General features: G+C 48.9%; 9 protein-coding genes. 8 read left to right on the top strand and 1 reads right to left on the bottom strand.

Annotation, left to right across the window (positions count from 1 at the left end; translation table 11 throughout):
• Positions 1-10 precede the first annotated feature (10 nt).
• The 7 genes from J3P91_RS15220 to J3P91_RS15190 all read left to right on the top strand — a co-directional run bounded on the left by J3P91_RS15220 (position 11) and on the right by J3P91_RS15190 (position 15,702).
• Entirely contained in the window at positions 11-232 is a 222-nt protein-coding gene (locus J3P91_RS15220) for a hypothetical protein (RefSeq protein ID WP_434600920.1), read from the top strand.
• A gap of 1,072 nt (positions 233-1,304) precedes the next feature.
• Positions 1,305-2,753, top strand: a complete 1,449-nt coding sequence (locus J3P91_RS15215; protein ID WP_434600919.1) for a TolC family outer membrane protein — start codon at positions 1,305-1,307, stop codon at positions 2,751-2,753.
• Positions 2,754-2,880: 127 nt separating this feature from the next.
• Entirely contained in the window at positions 2,881-5,043 is a 2,163-nt protein-coding gene (locus J3P91_RS15210; protein WP_186651077.1) for a type I secretion system permease/ATPase, read from the top strand.
• A complete protein-coding gene (locus J3P91_RS15205; RefSeq protein ID WP_434600918.1) occupies positions 5,036-6,457 on the top strand; it encodes an HlyD family type I secretion periplasmic adaptor subunit in 1,422 nt (473 codons plus the stop codon). The genes J3P91_RS15210 and J3P91_RS15205 overlap by 8 nt, the downstream gene beginning before the upstream one ends.
• Positions 6,458-6,639: 182 nt before the next feature.
• Complete coding sequence (locus J3P91_RS15200; protein ID WP_434600917.1) at positions 6,640-6,801, top strand: hypothetical protein; 162 nt, start codon at positions 6,640-6,642, stop codon at positions 6,799-6,801.
• A gap of 157 nt (positions 6,802-6,958) precedes the next feature.
• Complete coding sequence (locus J3P91_RS15195; protein WP_434600916.1) at positions 6,959-7,762, top strand: hypothetical protein; 804 nt, start codon at positions 6,959-6,961, stop codon at positions 7,760-7,762.
• Between the two features lie 8 nt (positions 7,763-7,770).
• Positions 7,771-15,702, top strand: coding sequence for a hypothetical protein (locus tag J3P91_RS15190; RefSeq protein ID WP_434600915.1), 7,932 nt, complete (start codon positions 7,771-7,773; stop codon positions 15,700-15,702).
• A gap of 199 nt (positions 15,703-15,901) precedes the next feature.
• On the opposite strand, the gene J3P91_RS15185 is transcribed toward J3P91_RS15190, so the two are convergent.
• Complete coding sequence (locus J3P91_RS15185) at positions 15,902-16,192, bottom strand: tyrosine-type recombinase/integrase (RefSeq protein WP_434600914.1); 291 nt, start codon at positions 16,190-16,192, stop codon at positions 15,902-15,904.
• Here J3P91_RS15185 and J3P91_RS15180 point away from each other — a divergent pair.
• Positions 16,181-16,885, top strand: coding sequence for a hypothetical protein (locus J3P91_RS15180; RefSeq protein WP_434600913.1), 705 nt, complete (start codon positions 16,181-16,183; stop codon positions 16,883-16,885). The genes J3P91_RS15185 and J3P91_RS15180 overlap by 12 nt on opposite strands.
• Positions 16,886-17,021: the final 136 nt, after the last annotated feature.

Here is a 17,021-nt window from a genome sequence, read left to right as displayed (position 1 = left end):
AGGGCCTGCGATGACACAGAACCTAGATCTTCACTTTTTCACGAGCGAGCAACTCAAGGCTCACGATCTTGACATTGCAACCAAGGTGCACCAAGCCACGGTCGCGAGCGTCATGCGTCGGGTAAACCAGATGAACTCAGGGCAGATACTCAACGCTTCAAGAGAAAATGGCAGGACGATGCTCTGGTCGCAGGAAAAGATTGAAGTAGTGCTTCAACATATTGGTGAGTAGCTCACTCCCGCCCCGAGGCCTGCTATAGATATGCAGGCCTCATTGGGCGTGAGCCTTGCCAGGGGCGGCCAAGTTATAATGAATGCGTCGCTTGGATCAGGCATCGGCGACGCTTTGCCTCATCGATCGTCAGGGTTGTGACTGCAGGCTAGGCTGCCGAACGAACTCCGAGCTTCCACATACCGCAACGCCGACTTCATATCCTTCCAGCCGACGCATGTCATCAACATCCTTGATGTCCCAACCACTAGCTGACGCTCAGGTCGCGAATCCACGTCGCATGGAGTGACTGCTGTAACCCTCTGCAGGAATACCGGCTTTCTCCAGGATACGCCGCAGCAAAGGGATCAAGCTTGTGGCCTTAAAGCCCTCATCCGATAGGTTCCCCAAACGATCAATTTTCCGGAACACTGGGCCATTACTGATCCCGGCCACGGTTATCCAGTTGATGTATGACTCGACAGGGCAAAGTTCCTTGAGTGGCAGTGTGTGAAACGTGCCCCCGCGGTGATCACGATCCACCTTTGTGTACGGCAAGTAGAAGGTAATGCCCGAGCCAGCCTCAGCCTTTGTGTTTTCAACTGTCAGCCGAGCGAGCTCATCGCTTCGAAAGCCACGCCAGAACCCGATCAATAGTAGAGCTGAACGTCTTCGTGAAACGTCCGGTTCAAAGGCTGACACTAGATGCGCACCTTGCCCGGGGCAGCGCAGTGCGTGCGGTGAAAAGGCTCATTGGTCGACTTTGGATACCTGAGCCTTCAGAACTAAGTAGGCGTCAATATCCGTTGCTCTCATTGGAAACAAGACGCCGACTTGCCTCCTTATCAACGAGATTGCGAGCTTAGCCCAGCCTCCATTTCTTTGCCGCCGCAATCCTGTTTAAGAACAGGATAAGCGTCAGATTTATTTATCTAGATTAAAAAGCTATTCACTATATAACTGAAAGAGATAACGATGCAGGCTTATTGCCACATAAACAGTCCAGTCGCTTGATTGTAAAGACTTTGTCTCGTTGCTTATGCTGTGCTTGAACGGCTTACCTATCGTCCAAAAAATTAAAGATCTCAATTGTATGGCCGAATTAATCGATAAGACGCCGTCAGCTTGGAAGACATTTATGCAGTTATTAAATCACCGATGCGTATGCTTTTTTGTCGGTATATTTAGCCCGTTTGCTTTTTCTTTTGGTGCCCCTTCTGCCGAACATGCCGATCTACTGGGCGTGTACCAGTCCGCCTTTAAAAACGATGCTGAGTTGTCCGCAGCGCGGCACGCCTACGCTGCCCAGCGCGAGGCTGTACCCCAGGCCCGTTCCGGACTCCTGCCAAGTTTGACTGCGGGCGCAACTACGGAAGCGAAGCGTCTGGAGCGCGACGAACCCTCTCTCAGTCGTGCGCGTAGCGGAACCACCTTTCGTGCCAACCTAAGCCAACCACTTTTTCGTATTGATCGCTGGTTTCAATTAAAGGCGGCACAATCCAATGTTGCGCAAGCCGAACTGGAGCTTTCAGTAAAAGTCCAGACATTAGCGCTTACTGCTGCGGAAGCATACTTTGAAACATTGCGTCAACTTGACGCTCTTGCAGCCGGTGAGGCCGAAGAAGCCGCACTGCTCTATCAGCGCGACCAAGCCCAAGGTCGGCTAGAAGATGGCGCCTCTAGTATTACGGACGTCTATGACGCTCAAGCGGCCTATGACAATGCGCAGGCGAACCGGCAATTGTTACAGCGAAAGGTCGACGATGCGTATGAAGCATTGAGCCGGTTGACTAATCAATCCTATCGATCTATAGCTGGAATGGGTCATCAACTGCCCGTTGAATCGCCAATCCCTAACGAAGCTCAGTCATGGGTAGACACGGCTCTGCGTCAAAATCTCCAACTTCAAGCTGATGAAAAAGCGGAGTATGCGGCTGAGCAAACGCTTAAGCAGTACAGGGCGGGACACTTACCTACGATCGACGCGGTCGCCTCATACCGTAAGGGGGATAACGACAGTTTTGGTTATAGCAATCCTACAGATTTTGGGCGTAACGGGTATCGAGACAACGTTGCGGAAAGTACCATTGGGATCGAGTTAAACATTCCGATCTATTCCGGCGGCATGACTAACTCTAAATTGAAGGAATCTGTCGAGCGGCTTCTACAGCGACAGGATGAAAAAGAAGACCGCCGCCGCGAAGTTGTATTAAATACTCGTAATGCATTTCGAGGAATTAACACTGACATTGCGCAAATTAAGGCCCGTCGACAGGGAATCACTTCTGCTCGAAAATCAGTAGAGGCTAATCAAGTGGGAGTGGATATTGGTTCGCGCAATATTGCTGATGTGCTAAACGCGCAGAAACAACTATACACTGTCGTGCGCGACTACAACAACGCACGATATGATTATATTGTTGACACACTTAGATTAAAGCAGGCCGCGGGGATCCTAAGCGTCGACGACTTGCAGCAGCTTGCTGTTCACCTGAGGAACGATTATGTGCCCTCTCGAGACTTTCTTCCTCCAGGAATTTGAGCGGATGGCGTTAAATTCAGCGCGCGCCTGGAAAAGAAAGGTTAGACGTATTGAGAATAATTAGTTAGCTGTGGCTTTTAGGCCATAACTGTTCGCGGATTTCACTCTGCATGATGAGTTTTGAATAATGGCCAAAGCAGAAACAGGTGGTGAGATGCCGGAAGAAAAAACGATGCTGGACACCGGTTTGGCGTGTCTTGTCATGCTCGCCCGATTTCACCAAGTAGCAGCCTCCGCTGATCAGCTTGCTCATGAGTTCGGAAGCGTTGACCGCCCATTCGGGCAATCAGATATTCTTTTGGCTGCCCGAAAGCTAGGTCTAAAAGCTAAAGACGTAAAAACAACTATTGAACGCCTTACTCGGACGCCGCTGCCCGCTGTAGCCACGGATGTAGATGGAAAATACTTTATTATTGCGCGCATAGATCAAGACAATGTCCTGATCCATGATCCGGCAAAACAGCGGCCAGAAGTTATCACGTTTGACGCACTGCAATCTCGCTGGAAAGGGCAGCTTTTACTGATTCGCTCCGAGGCGAGTACATCAGGAGAGCCTTCTCGGTTCGACTTTACATGGTTCATTCCAGCCATTATTAAGTACCGAAAATTGCTCGGGGAAGTCATGCTTGTGTCGTTCGCGCTGCAGATATTCTCACTGGTCACGCCACTATTTTTCCAAGTGGTAATGGATAAGGTGCTTGTGCACCACGGTCTAACGACGTTGGATGTCATCGCGGTTGGCTTGGCTATAGTGATGCTATTCGAATCCGGCCTAACGGGTTTACGCAGCTATGTGTTTGCACACACCGCCAGCCGTATTGATGTCGAGTTGGGCTCTAAGTTATTTCGTCATCTGGTTACCCTTCCGCTTGCCTATTTTCAAGCACGGCGGGTAGGGGACTCGGTGGCGCGAGTACGGGAACTGGAAAATATTCGTAACTTCCTAACGGGTAATGCGATTACGCTGGTGCTCGACGTATTATTCTCGGTAGTTTTTCTAGCGGTTATGTTTTATTACAGTGGCTGGTTAACATTGATAGTTGTACTGTCGCTTCCGTTGTATATCTTAGTGTCGGTGCTTATTACACCGATATTGCGGGCACGGCTGAATGAGAGCTTTGCTCGGGGCGCTGAAAATCAGGCTTTTTTGGTCGAGACGGTAAACGGGATCGATACGCTAAAGTCTATGGCTGTCGAACCGCAAGCTATCCGTAAGTGGGACAATCAATTGGCCGGTTATGTGGCGGCCGGCTTCAAGACCCAAACATTATCGACTCTTGCCAATGAAAGCGTGTCGTTAATTGGCAAATTAGTCACCGTGGCGACCTTATGGATGGGGGCACGGCTGGTGATTGATGGTCAGTTGTCAGTGGGTCAACTGATTGCATTTAATATGTTAGCTGGTCGAGTAGCGCAGCCAATCATGCGCTTGGCGCAGTTATGGACTAATTTTCAGCAAACCGGCGTTTCAGTGCAGCGTTTGGGAGATATTCTTAACACTCGCACTGAGATTGCGCAGGCGACGCGCGGTTCATTGCCGCCGATCCGTGGACGCATTGAATTCGACCAGGTGCATTTTCGCTATCGCCCAGATGGAGCAGAGATCTTACGCGGCGTCAGCTTAAGCGTTAATGCAGGAGAGGTGATAGGTATCGTCGGGCGTTCAGGGTCTGGAAAGAGCACTCTGACTCGATTGCTCCAGCGACTTTATGTTCCGGAACGCGGTCGCGTATTGGTGGATGGGATGGACTTGGCACTGGCAGATGTATCTTCATTACGCCGGCAGATTGGCGTGGTGCTACAGGACAATATGCTCTTTGCTCGCAGTATCCGAGAAAATATTGCTCTGGCCGATCCCGGTGTGCCGTTAGAGAAGGTCATTCAGGTTGCCAAACTTGCTGGTGCCCATGACTTCATTTTGGAACTCCCTGAAGGATATGACACCGTCGTGGGCGAGCACGGCGCATCGTTGTCCGGAGGTCAGCGTCAGCGGATCGCCATTGCTCGCGCTTTGATGGGGAATCCCAGGATCCTGATCTTCGACGAAGCCACTAGCGCACTGGACTACGAGTCCGAGCGGGTAGTGCAGCAGAATATGAAGGACATCTGTAGAGGCCGTACCGTGGTCATCATTGCTCACCGTCTCTCGGCTGTACGCGATGCCAACCGCATCGTAGTGGTTGAACGAGGTCAGATAGTCGAGCAAGGCTCTCACGCAGAACTTTTGACTCATCAGGCGGGGCATTACTCACGGCTGCATCGTTTGCAGCAAGGGGCCAGCAATGTCTAAGGCAGAAGCAGCTAGCTTGTTGCAGCGGTACCGTCAAGTTTGGAGGCAATCCTGGAAAGCCCGTCGCGAGATGGATGCGCCGAGGCGTCTCGCTCATGAAATTCAGTTCCTTCCCGCCTCCATTGAATTGCAGGAGCGACCGTCTCACCCGGCGCCTCGGGTGCTCATGTGGGCAATTATGGCTTTCTCCGCCATCACGTTAGTTTGGGCATGTGTCGGCAAGATCGATGTCGTTGCGACAGCTACAGGCAAAATTATCCCAAGTGGTAAGAGCAAGATTATTCAGTCCAGCGAAACGGCAGTGGTGAAGGCTATACATGTGCGCGATGGTCAAACGGTCAAGGCGGGCGAATTGCTATTGGAGTTGGATTCAACTGCCGCTGAGGCTGATGTCAGTCGAGTAACAAGCGATCTATGGGCCGCACGCGTTGATAGTGCGCGAGCGGCTGCCATGATCGATGCAATAGAACACCAACGGGCGCCTGGGCCGTTAACCGGCATTATCGAGAATGCCGACCCCAAATACATTATGGCTGCCGAGCGCTGGCTTCAGGGCCAGTATCGGGAATACCGTAGCAATGTAGATACTATTGATGCCGAAATCGCTCAGCGCCAAGCCGACGTTCAATCGGCCCGGGGCCAAGTAGCGAGTCTTCATAAAACGCTTCCCATCGTAGCCAAACTGGCGGATGACTACCGACGCTTACTGGAAAAACAGTACATCGCCCGCCACGCCTATTTGGAAAAGGAACAGGCGCGACTAGACATCGAACGGCAGTTGAGCGTACAGCAAGCCAGCATACTTCAGTCCTCGGCAGCGAGACAGGAGGCAGAACGACGGCGGGCGGGCTTGGTAGCGCAGACGCTACGAGCGATGCTGGATTTACTACAACAGGCGGATCAGAAAGTCGCGTCGTTAGAACAGGACTATGCCAAGGCTGAGTACGAGGACGGTCTGAAGACGCTGGAGGCTCCAGTAGATGGAACTGTGCAGCAGTTGAATACACATACGGTGGGTGGAGTAGTGACCCCCGCGCAGCCGCTGCTGACAATTGTGCCGACGGGGCAACCAGTTGAAGTCGAGGCTATGCTGGAAAATAAAGATGTTGGATTTGTCCACCCCGGGCAACTGGTAACAGTCAAAGTAGAGACTTTTACGTTCACTAAATATGGAGCTGTCACCGGCCAGGTCATCAGCGTTTCTAATGATGCCATTGAGGATGAAAAACGTGGCTTGATATACAGCGCTAAGATTCATCTGGACACGGATTATTTGACGGTCAAGGGGCAGAATATAAAACTGTTGCCAGGCATGGTGGTGACAGCAGAAGTAAAAACTGATCGGCGTCGGATCATTGAGTATTTTTTAAGTCCGTTGCAAATTAAGACGAGTGAAAGCTTTCGAGAGCGTTGAGCGTGGACGCTCTTGGCGATAAGAAGTGCATGCGGGTAAGTGTTAGGGCATCTGTGGAATTGAAATGCTGGGTTACTGCACTGTTTACTTCCAGCTAGAGCATTTGGTTACTTCCGCTTGCTGTTTTATGTCAATTGCGGACTCGCTGCTATACTACTAACAGGGGCAGGCATGAATACAATATGGAACGTGCCAGTGAGCATGATTTTCATTTTTGCGACGCCCCGGAATCAAGTTTGCAACGGCGTACTGCCAGCTTTGTCGACGGGCGCGAACAAATTATGGGTGCTGACCTGCTTTATCTTCAGCCTGAAGCAAACAACTCCAATTATAACGAGGTTTAATTTTGACGAAAAATACTTATAGAAATGAGAAGGCGGCCTGCAGGTAAATATGCTTTGCTAAGTCCTGTAGTGCATCGGATAAAGGTGATTGACTATCGCTTTTTTTATAGCGCACTCGCGCGTTAGTATTTAAAAAATTATAATTGAGGTTTTTGTCATGCTCTCTCAGGTGAGAATTTTTTTGATAAAAATGTTAATAGCTGCCAGTTTCTTTTCCGTGAGCAATGTTCATTCGGCCGACGTTAAAAAAGAAAAAAATTGTTACGACGAACTGGCAGGGCTTGACGAATGGCCGCTCAAATCCGGACTAAGCATTAGAAAGGATGCCCTTGGAAAGTTGCATGCTATTTTAGGTCGAGATAAAGGTAAGTGTTACTTGCAATATTTAGAAGGAGCAATCGTATGGGATGGAGAGAAAGCATATCCAGATGGCCTCAAGGTGAGTATAAGGCCAGAAGAACCTAGTTATTTTACCGTGCAACTTGCGCTTGGAGATGATAGGGGGTGCAGCGACTTGGCGACTTGCTTGAAGAAGTCAGCCCAAAGCGAGCCGCAAGCGTATAGAAACAGTGTAATTGTAAATCTTATCAATTATCCAGGATTTAGTATTCATTTAAATCAGCCCCCTCCTAGCGCATCGAATCGCGACGCTTTGCATATCCTTGAGTATGAGGAAAAGACAACGAGTGGCACAGCGCAAAGAATATTTGAATGCCACGGTTTAAGGTCAAAAAGCGTCAGTCGACCCAGCGAGACAAAAATTGATCAGATGAGCGAAATGAATTCTTCCGAACTAAGCACCATTGATTTTTCAAATAATAGAAGTTATTGCGTACTAGAATTTCCCTCTTTCCGTTTCCGTGCTGGGGGAGGGCGGCTGACATTGAATATTTATCAGTTAAACGAAGCTGCACAAGCAATGCCACACATAGAAAACTATCTTTCTAACGCAATAAAATAGGGGTGCATATGAGTTACGTATTTTCTGAGTTTGAAAAGAATAGAATTTTAGAGGCTGTGTCAGTGAGTTCAGGGCTGCTTTTTCAAGCAGGGAGACCTTTACCCTATACAGCCGTTCAGGGAAATCCTGAAGCGAACTGTGCCGATGTATATCAAGTTATCTACGATGTAATCTCTGAGAAGCTTAGCGACACGTCCGGCTATGACGACAATACGATCAGCGATTTGAAAAGTGCAAGATTGTGGTTCTCTGTTGCAATAGAAGCTAACGGTGGTACGGGGCCTTATTCTACATTAATCAGAGACTACACTTTAACTCAAGGAGAGCTAAGATTAGGTCGGGAATTTTCTGAAGGTGAACTCCAGGGCGCATCTAATCAGGTGGCTGCAAACGTGGTGAACGGCTTGCTCCTGGGCGACGCAAGCGGAGATCTTGCTCCATGGACTGTACCCTCAATTACGCAAATTGCGACGCTAGATGCCACCGCTGTTCAACAGGTTCTATTCAGCGATGCTTTGTCGCCCACTGACACGGCTGTTACAGCGAACTCGGCGTGGTCTGGGACGCTGGCTTTCAGTTGGTTGGGTGGCGTTGCGCCGTATGAGACGTGGAGGCTTGTCACATCCGGCGACCCTGCTAGCCCCTCTCAGGCCGTCGCAAACACGATGGACGATTATAAGAACGTATTATTTGCAATTGAGTCTTGGGGGGCAGCGGTCAAAGGAGGCATTGCGGAGTTCGGTGAAGATTGGCTGTTGCGAAGACTAGATCTAGTGTGGAATATCAGTGCGAAGCAGTTCCGCGTAATGATCGACACCGGAAATTATCTACCGTTCGTTCAAAATCTCGTAAAAGGCACGCCATTAGAAAACACAGTTAATATTATTCAGAGTTATGGCGTTGAACCATTCCTGGATATGCTTAAACGTGCATACACAGGAAGCGTCTCGGATGTGGCCTCCACCGACTTTATTGCTTCTGCTTACGAGTTCTTCAGTTCCATTTCCGCAAAAGAGGCTAATAGCCTGACCGTCAAACCATTGGCTGAGTATGGTGACTGGAAAAGCCAAGCTGCCGAAGACGGCCCAGTCGGCATCGCGATTCGTAATTCTCTTAAGTTTTTCAGTGCAGTTGTAGTGGAGCGAAGCGACGGATTTCCGGGGAGAGGGTTAGAGCTTTACGATCAATCTACGGGAGTCGGTTCGATAACCTCTCAATGGCTGGCTGATAGGGAGGCTATGTTCGCCCGTATTCTCAGTAGAAACTCTAACGAATACTTCAATGGGAATACAATTCAGCAATTCTCCTACTTGGATATTGAAACAGGCCAACAGGCTCCAATGGCCACAGGAACAGGAAACCCACTGGTCATCTTCGCATCTGGATTGGGTAGTAATTTCAGCGGGGGAACAAAAGGTGATCATCTATACGGCGGGTTAGGTAACGATATTATCGATGGTCTCGGCGGCAATGATTATATTGAGGGCGGCGAGGGTGAAGATAAACTTTTCGGCTCTAGTGGTGCCGACAATATATACGGCATGCTTGAGTCAGATGATATTTCCGGCGGCACTGGGAATGACATATTAGAGGGCGGGCACGGAGCTGACATTTATCGGTTTAGTAGCGGCGATGGTCATGATCGCATCAGTGATCTCGATGCACAAGGGGCAATAATTATAAACGGGTCAGCAGTGACCGGAACGAGTGCAAAAGCGATCGCAGAGAATACTTGGCTAGATGAAGTGAGAGGGATCCGATACGTGCTTTCTGCCGGTAACTCAGGTCAAGCGTTGACAATATATTATGGTGACGATGATTACCTCGTTATTGACAATTATTTAACGGGGCACCTGGGCATCGTTCTTGAGGAATTTCAAGAGCCTGAAGTTTCTGTCGCTAGTTTGGCAACGATTGTCGGTGATTTGGCACCTGTTGATGTAGATCCTAATACTGCTGGCGTTCAGTATGAATACGATAGCATTGGAAATGTCGTTGTTAACCCTAATATAGTAGAGCTTGATCGCGAAGATTTTCTAAATGATTCCGTCAATGACGACGTTATCTATGGTCATGGGGGAGATGACTATATAGGTATGAGCCGCGGTGGGAACGACTACCTTGATGGGGGGCGCGGAGAGGACAAAATTTTTGGCGGGAGCGGAATTGACACAGTTATCGGTGGTGAGGGGAGTGATATCGCATTTGCGTATGCCGGTAACGATCTTCTTTATGGAGACCAAAAGCAAAGTTCAACCGATGCGAGCGCTATTGAACATTCAGCAGGACTTCGAGGCGACTGGCTAGACGCAGGGGATGGCAATGATCATGTTATTGGTAGCACCAATAATGACCTACTGCTAGGTGGACAAGGTGATGATTTGCTTACAGGTGGCGCTGGTGATGATGCTCTTCTAGGCGATGCAGAAAAAAGCAGGACGACGGATCAGTGGGGCTTTCATACAGAGCGCAACGAGAAGTCTGGCACTTTGATTGTAGAGGGAGCGAGTTACTCACAGTCTATAGACGGAGGCGACGATATCATTAACGGGGGATACGGAAATGATTTCATCTCCGGCGGCAAGGGTAAGGATCTTTTGGAGGGGGAGGATGGTGACGATCTAATTAGCGGGGACGCTGGCAACGATATAATCTATGGAGGAGCGGGGACTGACCTGTTGGTTGGGGATAACGATATAAAATACGTGCCCGGAAATCAACACGGTAATGACTTTATAGATGGTGGTGAGGGGAACGATTACATTTATGGTTACGGCGGGAACGACGTCTTACTTGGCGGGACTGGTGATGACACGATCCACGGTGATGGAGGCGATGGCTCACTAGAGGAGCAATACCATGGCAGCGACCACATTGAAGGCGGCGCAGGGGCTGATAGGATTTACGGTGGCGGCGCTGATGATGTGATATCTGGGGGCGCAGGGGATGACCTTCTATATGGGGATTTTGAATCCCAATTATCGCAAGGAGACGACATCATTGATGGAGGCAGCGGCTCGGACTTCATAATTGGAGCTGGTGGCTCCGATACTATTATGGCAGGCGATGATAATGACACAGTATTCGGTGATGGCGACAATGTGAGCATCAATCTTGCTGGTGACGATTTCATTGATGCTGGCAGGGGTGATGACACCGTACATGGTGGATTGGGCTCAGATACGATTTTTGGCGGCGAGGGTGATGACATTCTTGCTGGCGACGATGGCAAGAATATAAATATTGCTCTGCATGGTAACGATTTTATCGACGGGGGAAGTGGGAACGACATAATAGATGCAATGGGAGGCGACGATGTAATTTATGGCGGATCAGGAAGCGATGAAATAAATGGCGGAGCTGGAGATAACTATATCGAAGGCGGGCTAGGAAACGACGTTTTAGGCGCAGGCTTGGGAGGCGATGTTTACGCCTTCAACAATGGAGATGGAGTAGATGTCGTGCGCGACGAGGGAGGCAGCAATATCTTTGTATTCGGGAATTCTTTTTCCCAATATAGCGTCGCTGCTCAGCAGGCTTCCTCCGGGCTTTTGTCGTTAGCTTTCGGTACTGACACAATTTACTTTCAAAACTACCAGAAATTATATCACTCGGTATTTGAGTTTTCTGATATTAGCCTGTCTTTCTCTGAAATGATGTTGCTTGTTAAAGATTCTTTAGTGCTGAACTCTGCGGACAGTTATGGGACTGCGGTAGGCGGGGGCGGTAATGATACACTTAACTCTGGGGCGGGAGATGATTCGATTTTCGGTCAGTCCGGGGATGACTCGCTTTCCGGCGGAGATGGTAACGATACTTATTATTTTAATGCGGATGATGGGAATGACATAATTATTGACGCTAAGTCCGATGCCTTGGGTGTTCGGTCTTCAAACGTTATTGAGTTTGGACAGGGCATTGCTCGCGACTCAGTAACGTTTTCCTCTGTGTACGTTGGGAGCGGGGATATCGCTTTAAAGGCTGTATACTCAGGCGGTAGCATAATTATTGTGGGGGGGATAACGGGAGCCATTTCGTCTTTTACGTTCCAAGATGGGTCGGAGCTGTCATTGAAGGAAGTTATGGCCAGCCTCCCAGGCATGGATCTAATACAAAATGATACATCTGGCGGGATCTTGTTTGGGACAGATAATGACGATAGGGTCTATGGAAGCGTAGGAGTAGATGAGGTTTACGGTGGCGGAGGAAATGACAAAATAGAAGCTGGCTATCAAAACGACCTGATCTACGGTGAAGCAGGAAACGACTCTCTATATGGTGGGCAAGGGGATGACCATTTAGATGGAGGGGCGGGAGACGACAAGCTTTACGGTGGCGATGGCGATGATACTCTCAATGGAAGTGATGGTGATGATTATCTGCTCGGCGGACGTGGGGACGATAACCTAGCAGGCGGGACTGGGCATGATACCTATATCTTTCAGCTCGGGATGAAGCACGACATTGTTGTCGATGAAGCCTCTGATCGCAACACGATTAAGATTGATAGCTCGGTCGATCCTAAAAATCTAGTGTACTCTAGGGATGGAGATGACTTGATTATAGAGAATGCTAACTTAGACGACTCATTAACCGTTAAAGATTATTATAACAATATTGGGAAATGGGATGTCACAGTATCAGATCAAACTGTCTCGCTGAATGAGTATATCTCCCAGTCTGGCAGTACCGATACAGCTGGATATGAATACTACGAGCAAGCTTTCAAGTCTAGGGTGTTAAGCGCACTTTCTTTACAGTTGCTGGATTCAGGCTATTCCTTGGAGTCTGATGGCACGCTTCGCCATAACTACACTTACAACTATGCTTACCAATATACAAGTGACACCTTCATAGTCAGTCATAAATTTGTAGAGGGTGATGTATCAGAGACACCATATTGGGTTCGTGATTCAAATATACAAGGCGTTATTACTAGCAATGTTATTGAAAGTACGACTGTGGATCAGGAAACTCGCATTGTAGCTGCGGCGAATCTTTCAAGTGCCGGACAATTAGGTGCGCCTGTGTTTTATTCCGCTCGCGAGGGAAGTGGGTTTTCATATAATCTCAATGATATCATTGTAGAAAGGTTTGATAGCGGCGGCGAGTTGATTGGGTTCTATGTTTACCCAGATGCGACAAGTACTGATCGCGTCTATAAGGACTTTATATACACTAATACGGTAAGTGATACGCAACACTTGATCGTAAATGGAAGTGATGCAGGCGGATCTTTATATATTACGGACGCAAATATTTTTCATGGCGGGCTTGGCGATGATTTAGTTACATCAGTCGATGATCCTACGCGTATCATGCATGGCTTGCACCAAGGGGTAGCCATTTCAGGAGGCGGCGGCAACGACACGCTCAGAGGTTATTGGGGGGACGATCTACTGGCAGGAGGAACGGGGCGGAATATACTGGAAGGCGGGGATGGTTCGGATACATATGTTGTTGACTCTGATACAGGTTCGGATCTGATTAATGATTTCTCTATCCCCATTTATCAGACTAGCGAGGTACCGCCTTTCACTTCTTGGACATATGTAGACCCTACCGGCGGAGCTTCTGATATCGTTGTGTTACCAGACGGCGTTTCTCTTTCAGATCTTGTGGGATCATGGGGAACGGTGGTTGCTGAAGGGGTAGATTATAGATTCATAGGCGGAAAAAATATTGATCGAGAGACAATAAAGCAATGGAAGGATGGAGTCGGTCTGACGAGTCTGCAGCTCTTCAATACTTTGAATCTGTCATGGGGAGAAGATAAAAATCTAAACATTATCATTCCTCATGAGGATGGAGCAAACGGGGATGGAGTGGAATATTTTAGGCTTTCCGATGGTACTCAGATTTCTTTCTCCGACTTAGTGAGTCATCTAGGATTAACGCCCAACCCTACCGACGTTCAAGACATTATTATTGACACTATCGATTCGATTGTGTCGCCTCACGTTGCAATTAGCGGTGGTATTGGAAACGACACTATAAAAGGTAATGGCGAGCTGCGAGGCTGGGAAGGCAACGATACTCTTGTAGGTGGATTTAGTTCAGATACGCTAATTGGCGGAAGTGGATCTGACATTCTGAGAGGGGCCGACGGCGACGACATAATCCAAGGTGGGCGTGGTGATGATGTTCTGGATGGCGGGGACGGTAATGACCGTTATATTTATGATTTTGAGGGCAGCGATGTAATAGATTCAAATATCAACGGCTATGATGGTGTGGTTATAAAAAATTCCTGGGATTTAAGCGAGCTGTCATACCATCGCGATGGCAATGACCTGCTGGTATTGTCTAGTGGCGATCTCCGCACTCAACTCCGAATCAAAAATCAATTTGGATCAGCGGAGGCTGTTGTAGATTTTATAGAAGCAGGCGCTACTGGCTCGTCAATTTCCTCTGAGGAAATTGAGTTACTACTCAGCCCTTTGCCCGTTAATATCCATGATAATTTTATTAGCGATTATCAGGATGGATGGTCGGGCAATAATTACCTATATGGCGGTGGTGGTGCGGATCAGTTAAGCATCACCGAAGGTTTCTCTATGCTGGACGGCGGCTCTGGCAACGACACCTATAGTTATATGGGTGGAAGTGTAATTATCAGAGATGATGATGGTGTTGACTCGTTTTCGGTTATGAATGGGGCAAGCCTTGAAGAAATCAAGCAAAGTATGTCTAGATCAGAAAACGACCTTATTTTAGATTTCTCGTCTAGCTATGGTGGCAATGTAGTTTTCCAGAATTATTTTTTGGACACTAAACATCAGATAGAGAGCCTTTCGGACTCTTACGGACAGACTATTACAAGTGTTGAGGTGCACCAAGTTCTTAATGTCGCACCTCCAGTTGACAGTTTTTATAATAAAGTTGTTGATGAGGTCGCAAGAGACGGTATTCTTTCTGGCACTGACGCAAATGATCTTCTTCAAGGCTTCAACGGTGATGACACCTTGGATGGCGGCGCCGGGGTTGATAGGCTTGAAGGGGGCTGGGGAAATGATTCACTAACTGGCGGCGTAGGAAACGACTTCCTTATTGGCGGGAGAGGAGATGATCTTTACCATTTCTCAAATGGACATGGACAAGACGTAGTTGACAATCAAGGAGGCGGTAATGATGCGGCGGTTTTCCAAGGATTAACCATCGCAGGTTTTTTGCAAAGCGTTCAAGCCGATACTAATGATTTGAAGGTTTCGTGGGGTGGCAATGGAGATCAGGTCACCTTTTTGAACTGGCTAGATGGCGGAGATAATATGGTAAACCAGTTCCGATTGGATGACGGCAATCTGTCGGCTGAAGATATTCGAGCACACCTGAATATCCCAATGACTACTGGCTATGTCTCTCCGGTCTATTCGGATGAGCCGGACGTTAATAATTTCTCTACTATCTCAGACGAATCTGGAGACTCATCATACATAACGGGAAGCTCAGGTGACGACCTATTAATTGGTGGTGCTGGTGATGACGTAATTTATGGCGGATATGGAAATGATTATTTGATAGGAGGCGATGGAAGCGATAAATATGCAATGGATAAAAATTCTGGTCGTGACGTAATTGACAATCATTCTAATGATTCTGATTTCGACATATTAGAAGTGGAAGGTGAACTTAGTCAGCTTTGGCTATCTCGGTCAGATGATAACTTAGTGATTACCCTTCTCGACTCTGATGCTGAAATGACAGTGAAGAATTGGTATTCCGATGTAAGCTCTCGCTTAGACGGTATATCTGTGAGCGCTTCGCAGTCCAGTTTTTTTGAAGCCAGCCAGGTCGATAGTTTAGTTGAAGCTATGGCCGTATTTGGTGTGCCGACTAGTGGCGAAATTAAGCTTAGCATTAGTCAAAGAGGCTATGTGGATCAGTTGCTAGGGGTGGGCGGTACGACTCCTGGTGGTTCTGGAGGAGGTCAAGTTAGCTAATCAACAATGCCCTATCGCGGGCGATCGTTCGCGATAGGGCAACTTTCACCTGTTTAGGTGCTAGTGACCTGAACAATCTGATAGCAATGGGGGGTCGATCAGATTCGCGAACCTGCGGATATTTGTTCGAGCGCTCTATCCATCTGAATGCCTGCTTTCACGAATATCTAAAACAACGTGCAGAGTCAGCCTGATAGCGTCAATCAATGCCTGAGTGATCGCCGGAAATCTTCTTACCCTCAATGGAGGGCGCTTGCTGGGCCACACGCAAAGCAATTCCGCTGAACGACACGCTAGCATCAATGTAGCGCAACGCCGACCTCATGTCCTTCCAGCCCACATAGCTCATCAGCCCCTTGATATCCCAGCCGTTCGCAGAGGCCCAAGTCGCAAAACCTCGCCGCATCGAGTGGCTGCTATACAGCTGCGCAGACAATCCTGCCTCTTTGAAAATGCGGCGTAGCACGGGGATCAGGCTATGGGACTGCATGGCTTTGCCAGACAGATTCCCCCAGCGATCGATCCGCTGGACACCGGGCCTTTCGCGATCCCGGCAATTGTTATCCAGTTGATGTACGCCTCCCCAGACGACGCGACCCTCAACGATAAGAAACGGATTGCCAGGCTGGACGCGTTCCTCGACGACGCCACGCAGGCAAGTGATGATGTCTCTCGGTATGCCCGGCAATTAATGGCGAACTGTTATTTAAGTATCGATGCCCAGCGTGCGTTCAACCTGTTCGATGCCCTACTAAAGGCGCAGCGGCAGATCTCCTATGCGACGGGAAGGCTCAAGGCGAGTCGTGCCCTCGCAGAAAAGGAGGGGGCGAGCAAGGTAGGCAGCGAGAGCTGGCAACGCTATGTGCAGTGGCGCGAGGTCTATCGTGCTGTTGAGTCGCAGGACGCAGGGGCCTTGGATTTCGAGGAGGCACTGGAGCTTCTGTTGGAATGCAAGCAGCGGCAAGAGTTCGATTATGTCTGGCGTGATGTGCCGGAGCGCTTTCTACTGTCTTGCGAGCTCGTGCATGTCCGTTGCGTGTATCTTCAAGAACAAGGGCAGGTGGATGAGGCACTGGCGCATTTGCATGAGGTCGAAAAGCTGCATGTCGAATTACTGCCGGGCAGAAGCAGGCATTCGAAGCGCTGGAAAGGGATCTCAGGAAGAACAACGCCTTGCGCTTGAAGCGTTCTCCTTATGTGATTGACTTGTACATCAAGCCCAACCACACGCAGGCGAGGGTCATGTGGCAGGAAATCTGCGCATTTCCACCGCACGAGCAAAGCCTGGTGTTTGGTCAGGCAGAGCAGGGCGATAGTTG

This window comes from Pseudomonas sp. Z4-7, from assembly GCF_051131965.1.
Lineage (GTDB): Bacteria > Pseudomonadota > Gammaproteobacteria > Pseudomonadales > Pseudomonadaceae > Aquipseudomonas.
This window is presented reverse-complemented; position numbering and strand designations above follow the sequence as displayed.

Excerpts from the sequence above, each read along its gene's own strand:
- J3P91_RS15180 (WP_434600913.1), top strand. The coding sequence starts at position 16,181 with ATGGGACTGCATGGCTTTGCCAGACAGATTCCCCCAGCGATCGATCCG.
- J3P91_RS15200 (WP_434600917.1), top strand. The coding sequence starts at position 6,640 with ATGGAACGTGCCAGTGAGCATGATTTTCATTTTTGCGACGCCCCGGAA.
- J3P91_RS15205 (WP_434600918.1), top strand. The coding sequence starts at position 5,036 with ATGTCTAAGGCAGAAGCAGCTAGCTTGTTGCAGCGGTACCGTCAAGTT.
- J3P91_RS15190 (WP_434600915.1), top strand. The coding sequence starts at position 7,771 with ATGAGTTACGTATTTTCTGAGTTTGAAAAGAATAGAATTTTAGAGGCT.
- J3P91_RS15185 (WP_434600914.1), bottom strand. The coding sequence starts at position 16,192 with ATGCAGTCCCATAGCCTGATCCCCGTGCTACGCCGCATTTTCAAAGAG.
- J3P91_RS15215 (WP_434600919.1), top strand. The coding sequence starts at position 1,305 with ATGGCCGAATTAATCGATAAGACGCCGTCAGCTTGGAAGACATTTATG.
- J3P91_RS15220 (WP_434600920.1), top strand. The coding sequence starts at position 11 with ATGACACAGAACCTAGATCTTCACTTTTTCACGAGCGAGCAACTCAAG.
- J3P91_RS15210 (WP_186651077.1), top strand. The coding sequence starts at position 2,881 with ATGGCCAAAGCAGAAACAGGTGGTGAGATGCCGGAAGAAAAAACGATG.
- J3P91_RS15195 (WP_434600916.1), top strand. The coding sequence starts at position 6,959 with ATGCTCTCTCAGGTGAGAATTTTTTTGATAAAAATGTTAATAGCTGCC.